The sequence below is a fragment of the Mesorhizobium loti CJ3sym genome, assembly GCF_000472785.1.
Classification (GTDB): domain Bacteria; phylum Pseudomonadota; class Alphaproteobacteria; order Rhizobiales; family Rhizobiaceae; genus Mesorhizobium; species Mesorhizobium loti_E.
The window spans coordinates 21441-34807 of record NZ_AXAL01000003.1; the positions used below are offsets into that span (position 1 = coordinate 21441).

At 60.6% G+C, this 13367-nt stretch carries 13 protein-coding genes; 4 read left to right on the forward strand and 9 right to left on the reverse strand.

All coding sequences use genetic code 11. The features are described from left to right. Positions 1 to 34: 34 nt before the first annotated feature. Together A3A9_RS0107020 and A3A9_RS0107025 are read right to left on the reverse strand one after the other, a co-directional pair. A complete protein-coding gene (locus tag A3A9_RS0107020; protein WP_051370816.1) occupies positions 35 to 1315 on the reverse strand; it encodes a sugar transferase in 1281 nt (426 codons plus the stop codon). A gap of 519 nt (positions 1316 to 1834) precedes the next feature. Beyond that, positions 1835 to 2425: a biotin transporter BioY gene (locus A3A9_RS0107025; protein WP_027058139.1), complete on the reverse strand. Its 591-nt coding sequence runs from the start codon at positions 2423 to 2425 to the stop codon at positions 1835 to 1837. A 171-nt stretch (positions 2426 to 2596) separates the two neighbouring features. On the opposite strand from A3A9_RS0107025, the gene A3A9_RS0107030 reads away from it, so the two are divergent. Further along, positions 2597 to 3505 carry an MBL fold metallo-hydrolase gene (locus A3A9_RS0107030; protein WP_027058140.1) on the forward strand — a complete coding sequence of 303 codons (909 nt, stop codon included), beginning with the start codon at positions 2597 to 2599 and terminating at the stop codon, positions 3503 to 3505. A 155-nt stretch (positions 3506 to 3660) separates the two neighbouring features. Here the strand turns inward: A3A9_RS0107030 and A3A9_RS0107035 are convergent, their stop codons facing one another. The 5 genes from A3A9_RS0107035 to A3A9_RS0107055 are packed head-to-tail and all read right to left on the reverse strand — an operon-like array spanning position 3661 to position 8381. Beyond that, positions 3661 to 4581 carry a 5'-methylthioadenosine phosphorylase gene (locus A3A9_RS0107035; protein WP_027058141.1) on the reverse strand — a complete coding sequence of 307 codons (921 nt, stop codon included), beginning with the start codon at positions 4579 to 4581 and terminating at the stop codon, positions 3661 to 3663. 14 nt (positions 4582 to 4595) lie between these two features. After that, positions 4596 to 5387: an ABC transporter permease gene (locus A3A9_RS0107040; RefSeq protein ID WP_027058142.1), complete on the reverse strand. Its 792-nt coding sequence runs from the start codon at positions 5385 to 5387 to the stop codon at positions 4596 to 4598. Continuing rightward, positions 5380 to 6267 carry an ABC transporter permease gene (locus A3A9_RS0107045; RefSeq protein ID WP_027058143.1) on the reverse strand — a complete coding sequence of 296 codons (888 nt, stop codon included), beginning with the start codon at positions 6265 to 6267 and terminating at the stop codon, positions 5380 to 5382. The genes A3A9_RS0107040 and A3A9_RS0107045 overlap by 8 nt, the downstream gene beginning before the upstream one ends. Further along, positions 6264 to 7301 carry an ABC transporter ATP-binding protein gene (locus A3A9_RS0107050; RefSeq protein WP_033838406.1) on the reverse strand — a complete coding sequence of 346 codons (1038 nt, stop codon included), beginning with the start codon at positions 7299 to 7301 and terminating at the stop codon, positions 6264 to 6266. Before A3A9_RS0107050 ends, A3A9_RS0107045 begins: the two co-directional genes overlap by 4 nt. Positions 7302 to 7337: 36 nt before the next feature. After that, positions 7338 to 8381 (reverse strand): ABC transporter substrate-binding protein, encoded by a 1044-nt coding sequence (locus A3A9_RS0107055; RefSeq protein WP_027058145.1) that lies wholly within the window; start codon positions 8379 to 8381, stop codon positions 7338 to 7340. A 199-nt stretch (positions 8382 to 8580) separates the two neighbouring features. Here A3A9_RS0107055 and A3A9_RS0107060 point away from each other — a divergent pair, with 199 nt between their 5' ends. Then, complete coding sequence (locus tag A3A9_RS0107060) at positions 8581 to 9594, forward strand: LacI family DNA-binding transcriptional regulator (protein WP_245278990.1); 1014 nt, start codon at positions 8581 to 8583, stop codon at positions 9592 to 9594. Positions 9595 to 9665: 71 nt separating this feature from the next. Here A3A9_RS0107060 and A3A9_RS0107065 read toward each other — a convergent pair whose 3' ends face one another. Beyond that, positions 9666 to 10451, reverse strand: coding sequence for a DUF1499 domain-containing protein (locus tag A3A9_RS0107065; protein WP_027058147.1), 786 nt, complete (start codon positions 10449 to 10451; stop codon positions 9666 to 9668). An 80-nt stretch (positions 10452 to 10531) separates the two neighbouring features. Continuing rightward, positions 10532 to 12160 carry a fatty-acid--CoA ligase gene (locus A3A9_RS0107070; protein WP_027058148.1) on the reverse strand — a complete coding sequence of 543 codons (1629 nt, stop codon included), beginning with the start codon at positions 12158 to 12160 and terminating at the stop codon, positions 10532 to 10534. A gap of 325 nt (positions 12161 to 12485) precedes the next feature. Between A3A9_RS0107070 and A3A9_RS0107075 the strand changes: the two genes are divergently transcribed. Both A3A9_RS0107075 and A3A9_RS0107080 read left to right on the forward strand, forming a co-directional pair. Beyond that, positions 12486 to 12842 (forward strand): hypothetical protein, encoded by a 357-nt coding sequence (locus tag A3A9_RS0107075; RefSeq protein WP_027058149.1) that lies wholly within the window; start codon positions 12486 to 12488, stop codon positions 12840 to 12842. Positions 12843 to 12972: 130 nt separating this feature from the next. After that, a complete protein-coding gene (locus tag A3A9_RS0107080; protein WP_027058150.1) occupies positions 12973 to 13362 on the forward strand; it encodes a DUF427 domain-containing protein in 390 nt (129 codons plus the stop codon). The last annotated feature ends 5 nt before the right edge of the window (positions 13363 to 13367 follow it).

Sequence of the window (13367 nt, forward strand, 5' to 3'; positions counted from 1 at the left end):
CGTATTTGCAATCGACATCGGGTCTCGGCGTCAGCTATCGCGCGCCAAACCCGGTAAGCATTGTTTTTATTGTTTTAAGAACAATCAATACGTCTAGCCAAGGCGAGAAGTTCTTAATGTAGTAAAAATCATAGTGTAACTTCTCCATGACATCGCCGACCGCCGCGACATGCCCCTGATTCACTTGCGCCCACCCGCTGACGCCCGGCCTGACGATGTGCCTGTAGCGATAAAACGGCAACTCGGTCTCATACCATTGCGACAGCACGACAGCCTCGGGCCGTGGTCCGATCCAGCTCATTTCGCCGCGCAAGATGTTGATGGCCTGTGGCAGCTCGTCGAGCCTGAATTTGCGCAGGACACGCCCGACACGGGTGATACGGTCGTCATCACGCTTGGTGATCGCCTTCTCCTTGTCGCTGCCGGCGCCAAGGTGCTCCCGCATCGAGCGAAACTTGTAGACCGTGTAGATATGGCCCCGGTAACCCATGCGTTGCTGCCGAAACAGCACGGGACCGTCCGAGTCGAGCCGGATCAGCAGTGCGATCAACGCCAGGGCCGGAGAAAAGACCATAACGAGGACGAGTGCAAAAACCCAATCAGCGGCCTGCTTGATCTTGAGATAGGCTTGGTTTGGATTGAGCGATCCGAGTGTGTTTTCAGACAGATGCTCAATTTCGACGCGACCGGTCAGCGATTCGCTGATCTGCTTGACATGGTAGACCGGTGTGCCTGACAGGGCACGGTCGGCGATGTATCTCTCCCATTCGTCGCCAAGATCGGCGCGCAGATCGGCAACCACGCCGTTTGCCTTTTCGATGATGGTGCTGGTCGAGTTGATCCAGAACCAGTGCACGCCCTGCAACGCCCTGAGACGCTGGACATCCCCGCCAGGGATGATGACGAGCCGGTACGGCTCGAGGCGACGCGTCATGAGGCTGAGGCCAAAATACCAGAGCGTGGACTGCGTGAAGCTCGCCGCGGCCTGAAAGCGACTGTACTCGAAACGGAAAAAGAAGATGGTCAGGAAAACCGCCCCGTAGGACAAGGCGAAAGTCGGCAAGATGTAGCTTGCAGCCGCCACACCGGGGAAATTTCCGATGCGACGATAGGCAAGAAAACCGGCCAGATGCGCCATCACTGCGGCAATTACCGTCACCTGAAGATTGGCCGTGTAGATAGCGTCGGGCTTGAAGGCAATCCGAGCGATGGCCGGGGCAAAAATCGCGAACGTCAGGCCGCCGAGCAGTTGAAAGCGAATTCTGAACAGGAAGTGCCTGCTGCTTCCTGCAATAGCCGATGCTGCGACATTCAACTTCTTGCCCCTTCCCCCGAAGTTGCCGTGTCGGTCGTCGCCATACAAAGATACACTTGGCTTGGCTGCTCGCTCGTGGAGCGTAGACAGGCCTCTCGCCGTCGGCTGCTCGACTCAGTCGAGAATCAAGGGCTACGCCAGTGCGGTTTCGCCAGCAAGCCTATAATTTTAGGTGCAATATTTGGGCAGCTTCGATCTAGACTAGATCACTGTTCATTGAAACGGTGAGATGGTCTGGATCTTTGTTCTGACGCAGTGCCTGCGGGAAAGCCGTTTCACACTTTTCCTGGAATTGCTCCAGCGTTGTTCTGCGCAACCGTGGAAAGCCGGGCCGGCTTTCCACTTATCGACGCAATGTCCCGGACTGTGGGCACAGATCCAATGCCTTCACCTTCGGTTCACGGGCTGCTGCCGCACCGGCCGACCAATCACGACCTTGGGCGCAGGCACCGATTTGGCATTGGCTGATCTTTATTGATGGCTGCACAGAATGTTCTGGACCAGCCTGTTTTCAAAGCCTCAGGCGCGCTTCAGCAGCGACCAGACGGCCGGCACGAGGCTTGCTGCCAGCGCCACCTTGATCAGATCGCCGACGATGAACGGCACGACGCCGAACTGCCAGGACTTTTCCGGGCCAATGAGCAGCGCCAGCCAGGCGAAGCCCATCGCCATCATCACCACTTCGGCAACCAGCATCGCATTGAAAAGCTTGATCGGATGGCGATCCCAGCCGCGATCGGCGGCCCAGCCGACAATTGCCGCCATGACCACGAAGCCAGCGAGGTAGCCGCCGGTCGAGCCGAGCATGTAGGCGATGCCGACGCCCTTTTCCGGTGTGCCCTGGAAGACCGGAAAGCCCATCGCACCTTCCGCCATGTAGAGCAGCAAGGTGGCGACGCCGAGACGCATGCCGAAGGCGGCGGCGATCAAGAGGACGGCGAGCGTCTGCATGGAGATATCGACGGGGCCTAGCACAACCTTGGTCTTGGCCGACAGGGTGAGCAGCAGCGTTCCGGCGATCGCTAGCAAAAGCTGCGTTGCCAGTCGCGCCGCGCCTTCTTGCGGCAAAGCCAGAGAAACAAGCGGGCGCATCGTCGTTGCAGTTGCCATGGTCTTCCCCAATCCGATCTGTCGCGATCCAATAGTCGTGGTCTCAGCGTTTTCCTATATTGGCTTGCGTGCTATGCGGCAATCGGTTTTGCCGTTCCGGTCACAATGTGCCTGCATTGTTCCCGGGAACAATGTGCCGATATGGTTCGAAAAGACATGGATCGAAAAGACATGGCTCTCAAATTCGATACCAGCTTCGATCCGAACTACGGCCGGGGCGTGACCGTGGCACCAGACGTGCAGCGCGTCACGGTCCGGAATCCAAGCCCCTTCACCTTCCATGGCACCAACAGCTATGTCGTTGGGCGCGACACGCTGGCGGTGATCGATCCCGGGCCGGAGGACGAGGCGCATCTTCAGACCCTGCTCGACGTGATCGCCGGCAGGCCGGTCAGCCACATCTTCGTCAGCCACACGCATCGCGACCATTCCCCGCTGGCGGCCCGGCTGAAGGAGCGCACGGGCGCCCCTGTGCTGGCGGAGGGGCCGCACCGGCCGGCGAGGCCGTTGCACATCGGCGAGACCAACGCGCTCGACGCCAGCGCCGACACCGCTTTCGTTCCCGACATCGCGCTGCCTGATGGTGAGATGGTCGCAGGCGATGGCTGGGCGATACGCACGGTTCTCACCCCCGGCCACACAGCCAATCATGCGGTGTTCGCGCTGGAAGGAACCGGCATCCTGTTTTCGGCCGATCATGTGATGGCGTGGGCGACGTCCATCGTGGCACCTCCCGATGGTGCGATGGCCGACTACATGGCATCGCTGGACCGACTGATCGAGCGCGACGACCACCTGCTGCTGCCTGGCCATGGCGGACCGGTGACGAAGCCGCGCGCGTTCATGCGCGGGTTGAAGACGCATCGCAAGATGCGCGAGCGGGCCATATTGGAGCGGGTCAGAGCCGGCGACCGGACCGTCCCCGAAATGGTCAAGGCGATCTACAGGGATACCGATCCCCGGCTGCATGGTGCAGCCGGGCTGTCGGTGCTTGCCCATCTCGAGGACCTGGTGACGCGCGGCATGGTGTCGACAGACGCCGCGCCCGCCATCGACGGCATTTTCACGCCGGCTGGCTAATCTAGAGCAGTTCACGGTTTCACGGAAACTGCGCAGCGCTCCAACTCTTTGTTTTGACGCAATTCCCAAGGGAAAGCGCTATGCGCTTTTCCCGGGAAAACCGTTTCACACTGGAATTGCTCTCAGACCTCGCCACGACCTTGCGCTGCCCTCCCTCAGAACCGGCTCGACCGCTCTTCCGGTTGAGGCGACTTCAAACCGTGGCAAGAGCATTCCGGATTGACCGGAAGTCGTGCCGCGGTCTCCAGCGCGACCCGCGAGGCTGTCATGGAGAGGCTCGGCAACACGTCCTCCTGCAGCAATTTCTGGCGATTGCGGTCCATATAGTCGTTAAAGCCGGCCGTGACGAACGCCAAGGGCACGAAGCATGCACCGATCTCGCGCGACAAAGTCGCCTCAGGGGCAATCGAGTGGTTGAGCACATCCGCTCCCATGCTTCGAAACGCCAGGGCTTCGGCTGGGCTTGTCAGTCGCGGCCCATAGCAGTGGCCAGCGACCAATTGCTGTTCGATGCCATGAACACGGCATTCGGCTGGCCAATGACGGCGGGCGGTTTCGACCAGAACCGCCGCACATCTTGGACATACGATCTGCTTGCCCGAGCAGTCGAAGCTCTGGCGGCCGGGAAGCAGTGAAAACGGGGTCTGCGTCAGTTCGATGATATCGGCGTTGACCACCATATCACCGGGCTGGATCGCCTTGTTGACGGCGCCGATGGTCGAGCAGGACAGCACTTGCCTTACACCCGCGTTCATCAAGACCCAGAACGCGCGGCGATGGCAGGAATGGTCGATATGGTCGCGGGGATTGCCGTGAGAATACATGCACAAGGCACGTTTCGTCTTGCCTTCCGCGGTAATCGACGCATCGAACTCGAGCAGCTTCCAGTTGTCGGTGCGACCGAAAGGCGTTTCAAAACTCATGTCGCGCTGCAAGGTGCGCACACCCTCGAATTCGACATCTTCCGGGAAGGCAAGCCCCCAGTTTGCCGAGCCGGTGATGATGGCCAACCCTACCTGAGGAATGTCGGTTGATTGATCCGCCGGAGCATCGGCTGCGTGATGATTTGTAGGCATGTTTCCAGTCTCTGTCAGGATTTTTGGCGAAGGGTCACAATCAGGACTACGGCCACGACGATGACGGTCCATAATGTCGAGATCGCCGCAATGGTCGGATCGATCTGATCGCGCAGCGACAGGAACATGAGCTTCGGCAACGTGCTGTTTTGACCGCTGGCGACGAAGATCGAAATGACGGACTCGTCGAGCGACGTCAGGAAGGCCATCAACGTGGCCGACAACAGACTGATCTGAAGCTGCGGGACAATTATGCCGCCAATGGCTCTCGCCCAGTTTGCGCCGAGGCTGCGCGCTGCCTGCACCTGGTTCCAGTCAAAGCGGGCCAGAGCGGGCAACAACACAATGCAGGCGACCGGAATGGCCAGCACCACATGCCCAACCAGCACGCCGAACAGCGTCCCGACCAGATGTTGCGCCGCCAGCACAAAGAAAAGGCCGATCGCCAGCAGGATGCCCGGCACGATGGACGGAGTGAGCAGAATACCCTGAATGGTTGCGGCGGCCTTTCCGCCGAGCCGATTTATCGAGATGCAGGCCAGCAGCCCCAGGGGCACTGCGACTATCGCGGTCAATGTGCCAAGGATCAAGCTCGTCCTGAGTGCGGCCATCCATGTCGCCGAGCCGAAGAAAGCCTCGTACCAGCGCAACGAGTATGCGCGCGGTGGGAACTCGAGAAGATTGGACGACGAAAAGGAGAGCGGGACGACGACCAGCGTCGGCAGCATCAAAAACGCCATTACGAGCGCGCAAAAGCTCCACAGAAAAATGCGGGCCGGCCTGTTGTCTGGATAGGCTTCAAGCATGGACTGTACCGACATTGTTGCGCGCCATCAGCCGTCGCGCCGCCAGGAACATCACGCCGATCAGCGCCATGAGAATGAGCAGCAGAATACCCAGGACGCTCGCCGACCCCCAATCCTGAAAGGTCGACAGCGTGCGCTCGATCCGGATGGAGAGAGGATTTACCTTGCCGCCGCCAAGCACCGCGGGCGTGATGAAAAACCCTATGGTGTAGATGAAGACGATGATCGAACCCGAGAAGATGCCACCGGCAGAAAGCGGCAGAATGACCGTGCGGATCGTTTGCCCGAGAGTGGCGCCCATGCTCGCCGACGCGCGGACGAGGTTTGCGTCGATATCGCGCATCGCGGCATAAACGGGCAGCAGGAAGAGCGGCAGCATGTAGTGAACCATGCCGATGAGCGTTCCGGTGAAGTTGTAGACCAGCGGCAATGGCTCCGTTGTAAGGCCTGAGCCGGTCAAAGCCGCGTTGATCAAGCCATCGCGCCGCAACAGCACGAGCCAGCCATAGGTGCGCACCAGAATGGAAGTCCACAACGGCAGCATGACGAAGGCCATCAGCAAATTGGCCACCCTTGGCCTGGCGCTGGCCAGAGCAAGGGCCAGCGGGGTGCCGAGAAGAATGCAGAACGCCAGCGTCCCAAAGGACAGCTCAACGGTTGTCACGAGTGCCGACCATGTCAGTCCGCTCGAAAGCACCTTCTCGTAGTTGCCGACAGTATACTGACCTCCTGTGGTCAGGAAGGATTGCCTGATAATCCAGAGGATGGGCAGTATCGCTGCCAGTCCAACGATGAAGAGCGCCGGGAGCGACAGCGCAAGGAAGAACCGCCGCTCGCTTCGCGCATCTGCCGCGAGCGCAGGATCGGCGGCGATGGTCACGCTATCGCTCCCGGTATGGCGTGAACCTTCGCTGCTGGTGCATATACGGTCACCCGCTGACCGGCGGCGAGCTCGGTGCAGCCGCCGGCAAGCGCCGCCGGAATACAGGCAAGAACCTCTTGCCCGCCGTCAAGCGCCAGCGTCAGAAGCCAGTTCTCACCGCGAAACGCCTTGGCGCTCAGTATTCCTTCGAGCGCCACCCCGTCTCGCCCGACGAGTTCCGTATCAAGATGGAGGCTTTCCGCGCGGATCATCAGAGCTTCGCGTGACTCATCGGCGCCGTCCATTCTGCGCACCGAGCCGGGGGCCACAATGTTGGCCTCACCCATGAACTCCGCGACGAAGCGGGTCGATGGGCGATCATAAATCCGCTGTGGCGTATCGATCTGCTGAATGCGGCCGGAATTCATCACCGCGACCCGGTCGGACATGGTCAGAGCTTCGCGCTGGTCATGCGTCACATAGATCGTGGTGATCCCCAGATCATCGTGCAGACGCCGGATCTCGTACTGCATGGTTTCGCGCAGGTTCTTGTCGAGCGCCGACAGCGGCTCGTCCATCAACATCACGCGTGGCTCGAAGACGATCGCCCGCGCCAAGGCTACCCGCTGGCGCTGTCCCCCGGACAATGCGGCAATGTTGCGCTCCGCCAGACCCTCCAGCTTCACACGGGCCAAGGTATCAAGCGCCCGCTGCCGGGCCTCCGCTTTCGGCACCTTGCGCAGCACCAACGGATACTCGACATTTGCCAGAACGTTCATGTGGGGAAACAGGGCGTAGTTCTGGAACACTATGCCGATGTCGCGCTTGTTGGGGGCCAGGCGGGTAATGTCGCGATCCCCCAGCAGGAGTTTACCTCGATCGGGCCGGACAAAACCGGCCAAAGCCATGAGCAGCGTGGTCTTGCCCGACCCGGACGGCCCCAGCAGCGTGAGGAATTCGCCAGCCTGAATGTCAAGCGAGACATCATCCAGCGCGACGTAAGACCCAAAGGTCTTGCGCACGCTGTCGATGGTGATCGGGAGCGACTTCATGATGGGCTCCAGCTTTAGAGCTGACGAATTCGAGACTCAGCGGTTCGTCATTTCATCGAAGGCCCTTTGAGCGGCCTCGCCGTTCTTGAGCCACCAGTCGGCATTCGAGAACACCGAAGTGCCAGCATTTTCAGGCGCGGTCGCCAGGGTCTTCAGGCGGTCCTGAGGAATAAGGCCACCCTCATAGCCGGCAGGATTGACCGGGCCATAGGCGATGAAGTCGGTCAGCTTCGCCACGCGCGCGGGCTGTGTCATCGCCGCGATGAGCTTCATGGCTGCTTCCTTGTTCGGCGCTCCCTTCGGCACCGCCAGGCAGTCCGTGCCGATGACCGAACCCTTAAACGTATAGTCAACCGTGCCGCCATCGGCTTTCACGGTCTGCGCCCGGCCATTCCAAGTCACGACCAGATCCGCCTCGCCGTCTTTCAGCAACTGCGCGGACTGCGCTCCCGAGGTCCACCAGACCGAGACATTCGGTTTGATCGCTTCGAGCCGCTTGATGGCGCGGGCCAGGCCTTCCGGTGTGCTGAGCACGGAATAGACGTCGGCCGGCGCCACGCCATCGGAGAGCAGCGCGATCTCGATCAAGTCTTGCGCGTTAGCGCGCAGGGCGCGACGGCCCGGGAATTTGGCGACGTCCCAGAACTCCGCCCAGGTCTTTGGCGGATTCTCACCATAGGTCTTGGTGTTCCACGACATGACAGTGCCATAGGAGTCGAACGGATAGCAGTAGTCCGACTTCGCGCCGGCCGGCACGGATTTTGGATCGATGATCTTGTAATCGAGCGGCTCCAGCAGCGACTGTGCGGCCGCCTGCGCGCCTTCGGGCGAGCCGAGATGGATGATGTCTGTCGAGACTGCGCCTGAGGTGACCTGCATCTTGAGAGCTGCCAGGCCGTCGCTTTGCGTCTCCTCGCGGACATCATAGCCGAGCTCTTTTGCAGCGGGGGCCCACATGGCCTCCTTTATGGCATTGCCATAGTCGCCGCCCGCGGTGGTGATGGTGACTGTCTGGGCATAGACGGGCAAAGCAACTGAGACGGCGATCGCTGCCAGGGAAATACGTAGTAAACGGGACATGGTTTCTCCTCCTCCGGATTCATCAAAATGCCAACAAAATCAGCTTTTTTGTTAATCGTAACGTTACGATTGCCGAAAACAGCCCGCGAGTCAAGCGGGTGCCAGGCAGGTTCGTTTGCTTCGACGAGCCTGGGTTTGACCCTCGGATCGAATCCGGTAACGTTGCGATGCCCAGCAAGATCAGCCGGCGCTTTCGCAAATGAAGTCGGGCGACATGGCCAATCTAAAACAGATCGCGGCGGAACTTTCCCTTTCGGTCACCACGGTGTCCCGCGCTCTGAAGGATGGGCCGGAAGTGCTGCCCTCCACCATAGCCCGCGTCAAGGAGGCGGCGAAGCGGCTCGGCTATGTCCCGAACCATCATGGTCGCGCGCTGAAAACCGGACGAACCCTGACGTTGACGGCAGTGCTGCCGATGGAGACACGCGACTACCTGTCCGATCTGGCGAAACTTCCCTTGATTGAAGGCATGACGCTGGCGGCGCGGCAAGCGGGTTATAGTCTGTCCATCTATTCAACCACGCCCGACGACGACCCGGTCGAAAGTGTGCAGCGCCTGCTTCAGGCGCATAGCGCGGACGGCCTGATCATCACGCGCATGGTCTCGGGCGATCCGCGCGTCAAGTTGCTGCTGGATCAGGGCATACCGTTCGTCGCGTTTGGAAGAACCGACCTGGACATCGCCTATCCCTATGTCGATATCGACAATGAACAGATCGCATATGAGGCGACCCGGCGGCTCATGGACAAGGGCTGTCGACGCATTGCTCTACAACTTCTCGTGCAGAAGGACCAGGCGAGCGCCACGCGTCTCGCCGGCTATAGAAGGGCGATGGCCGAGGCCGGTATCCGGATCGACCCATCGCTTATCGGTGACGGCACGTTCACAATGGAATCGAGCGCGACCTGGTTCGATCGCCTGCTGGCGTCGTCAGATCCTCCGACGGGCTTGGCATGCGCAAACGAACTGGGTCTTCTGGGCGCCTTGCACGCTCTCGGCAGACGGGGTCTGGTGCCGGGCCGCGACGTTCACATCGTCACCCGTGACAATACGCGTCTGGCGCGTTTCCTGCCGGCGAACATCGACGTTCATTCCGTGGACATGGCAGACGTCGGGCACAAACTCGTCGAGGTCCTCGAGAGCCGGATCGCCAATCCGCTTGGTCCGGTCGCGACAATCTTGCTGCAAGGCAGGTTCGAGCCGGCCGAATAGTCCGCTCGCAGGCTGAAGCCACATTTGTGCGGCACTGCGCAAATCCGCCTGGCTGCAAGATGTTCTGGGATTCACTCGGCCGGAGCCGCGCCGACCTGGCCGGCGACTTCCTGGTCCAGTTCGGCGAGAAACTCGGTGATGCGCGCGGCGTTGTCGCCGAGATCGAAGCGGCCGTATCGCGAAGCCGACCGCATATCGACGATGACGGCGTCGCCATTGTCCGTCACGCGGATCGCCACATCGGCGGGAAGGCCGAGCACAAAGCCCTTGGCGACAGCGGTGATGGTCACGTCGCTTTGCCCGGCGAGATCGGGATAAGGCTCGGAAAGATCCCAGCCGCGCCGGTCGAGCACGGTTTCGACGGCATTGACGATGGTCTCGAATGGCAGATCATAGCTGCGTGCGGTGACCAGCGGAAAGCTGTCGGCCTGAAGCCGCTGTTCGCCCGGCGTCGACACAGACAGCACATTCATATCCTTCGTCCGGTCACTCACGTCGAGCGCGGGCGGATTGTCGAAATCGGTCGTGATGTCCCTTAGCGGCGGATAGATTGTCGCCCAGTAGGCGGCAACGCCGTAGGGGACCAGCACCAGCAGTGCCAGCAAGGCGCCGACAGTCAGGTCGCGGCCACCGCGGTCGCCAAATTTCCAGAGCCTCGAAAAGGCAAAGGCGGCGAACAGCAGCGCCAGTGCCGCGAGCAGCGCAACAATGCCCAGCACCCAGAGGAAAACCGGTGTTTCGACGAGATCGAAATGATGACCGACAAAGACAGTCAGCAACAGCACCGCTGAAAATGCCGCCGTGCGCCGCGACCAGCCGGCGGCCTTCGACGTTTGCCGTTCGGGAATGCTAACCATTGTTCTCTGCGCTGCCCCAACCCGGACGGAGGTTTAGTGCCTTTTCGCGGCGGCTTGAAGCCGAAACACGCAACATCCTGTCAATCCGTCGGCAAGCGATAATCCTTGAACTGCTGGCGCAAGGTGATCTTCTGGATCTTGCCGGTGGCGGTATGCGGTATTTCGCCAACGAAAGTGACATCGTCGGGCATCCACCACTTGGCCACCTTGCCGTCCATGAAGTCGAGAATATCAGCCTTGGTCGGTTCCTTGCCCGGTTTGGCGACGATGACCAGCAAGGGCCGCTCGCCCCATTTCGAATGGTGGATGCCGATGGCTGCCGCCTCCGCGACATCGGGGTGGCCGACGGCCAGATTCTCGAGGTCGATGGTCGAAATCCATTCGCCACCGGACTTGATGACGTCCTTGGCCCGATCAGTAATCTGCATGTAGCCACCGGCGTCGATATGGGCGACGTCGCCGGTGTCGAACCAGCCGTCCTTATCGAATTGTTCCGCGCCGGCACCACCATAGTAGGCGCGGGCAACAGCGGGGCCGCGCACTTTCAGCCGGCCAAAAGTCTTGCCATCCCAGGGTTGCGCATTGTTCTCGTCATCGGTCACCTTCATTTCGACGCCGAACGGTGGATAGCCCTGCTTCTGCTTGACATCGAGGCGGGCCTCGCCCTGGAGATCGTCGTATTCGGGCTTCAAGGTGCACAGCGTGCCCAGCGGCGACATTTCGGTCATGCCCCAGGCATGGATGACCTGGACATCGTAATTGTCCTGGAATTTCGTCATGATCGCGCGCGGGCAGGACGAGCCGCCGATGACGACCTTGTTCAGATAGGGAAGTTTCTTGCCGGTCTCCTCCAGATATTGCAGCAGCATCATCCAGACGGTCGGCACGGCAGCGCTGAAGGTCACCTTCTCGGTGTCGAGCAATTCATAGATCGAGGCGCCATCCATCTTGCAGCCGGGCATGACCAGCTTGGCGCCGATCATCGGGCCGCTCTGGCCAAGGCCCCAGGCATTGGCGTGGAACATCGGAACCACCGGCAGGATGGTGTCGCGTGACGACAGGCCCATCGCGTCCGGCATGGCGGCGATCATGGCATGCAGCACGTTCGAGCGGTGGCTGTAGACGACGCCCTTGGGATCTCCTGTCGTGCCCGATGTGTAGCACATGCCGGCAGCGGTGCCTTCGTCGAAGGTCCTCCAGGCGAAATCGCCATCGACCTCGTCAAGCCAGTCCTCATAGGCGACGGCATTGGGCAAGGTCGTTTGCGGCATGTGCGCCTTGTCGGTCAGCACAATCACCTTTTTCAGCGATTTGACGGCACCGGCGATCTTTTCGAGCAGCGGCACGAAGGTCAGGTCGACTAAGACGGCCTTGTCCTCGGCATGGTTCATGATCCAGACGATCTGTTCGGGAAACAGGCGCGGGTTGAGCGTGTGATAGATCGCGCCGATGCCCATAATGCCGTACCAGGCCTCGATATGGCGCGCGGTGTTCCAGGCCAGCGTGGCGATGCGGTCGCCCAACCCATAGCCGTCTCGCTCCAGCCGCTGAGCGACCTTGAGAGAACGACGGTGGATGTCGGCATAGGTGGTGCGCACGATCGGCCCCTCGATCGAGCGCGACACGATCTCGCGCACGCCATGCTGCCGTTCAGCGTTGTCGATGAGCTTGTGGCACAGCAGCGGCCATTCCTGCATCAGCCCCAGCATCTCGTTCCTCCTCCCTCGCGCATTTTGCGTCGTTGCTTTGGCTCATTGTGAAGCGAACCGGCGGATTGTCCAGTCATCCGCTTGCGCGGCAAATGGATTTCAGAGTCCCTGCCGCGACGGCAAGCGGTTGAGTTTTGGAATGTTTTGGATTCTGGGCTGCTGGGCACTCGTGCCATCGAGATGACAGGAGGTTCAAAACCATGATGGTGGGGGCGGCGTCGTCTTGATCGAAAATGCCGTGAAAATCCGCCACAATCCGGCCATCCTCGGCGTTAAGGTTCGTTAACGGGCAAAGGGGTGCGATTGGCGACTGAAAGAGGTTCGCATGGACGTGCAGCTCGACGACAAAGCCCTTGAGAGCACACTTGCCGAAGGCCTGGCCGATCTGGTGCCGGACGAAAAGACGGTTTCCGAAGACGAATTTGTTGAAGTTGTCGGCGGCGCGCTGGAAGCGGTCGGCGGCACGCTGCTGTTCAAGATGTGCGTCCACAACGAAGGGGAAGGCCAGCATGTCGCGGCCGCATCCGTCGGCGCTGGCGGCAATCGCCAGTTCCTGCTGCTCACCTTGCCGACCGGCGGCGGCTCGCTGAAAGTCGAGACCGTTTCAAGAAGCAGCAACCCCGTGGCGGGCATCGCAGCCGCCTATGCCGGACTGATGGACGCATTCAAAACCGCCGCCTGAGCCTCGGCTGACATTCGAAAACCCTGTAGCGCCGCGCCCAGCGATTGGCGCCTGTTTTTGTGATGCGAACAGACCTTGCGCAACAGCTGTGTCCGCCACACCTTAAGGGGCAAGGCAAGGAGGAACCAGCATGGACAAGATCGCCAACCCGGCACCCGGCTTCCAGCGCAACCCCGACAAGATAATCACCATCGAGCCCTATATCGGCACCGTCACCGTGCGCGCCGGCAATACGGTCGTCGCGTCGTCGACTAACGCCAAGGTGCTTACCGAAACCCCTTATCCCGCCGCCTTCTACATTCCGTTCGCCGACATCGATTTCGACAGGCTGAGCAGCACCGAACACTCGAGCCATTGCCCCTACAAGGGCGACGCCAGCTATTGGAGCGTGCTGCCGGCCGGCGAAGCCGGCAAGGACGCGATGTGGGCCTATCGGCAGCCTTTCGACGAAGTGACAGAGATTGGCGACCACGGCGCGTTCTACGCCAGCAAGGTCATCATTGAAGCCAAGCCGGGCTGAAAAGC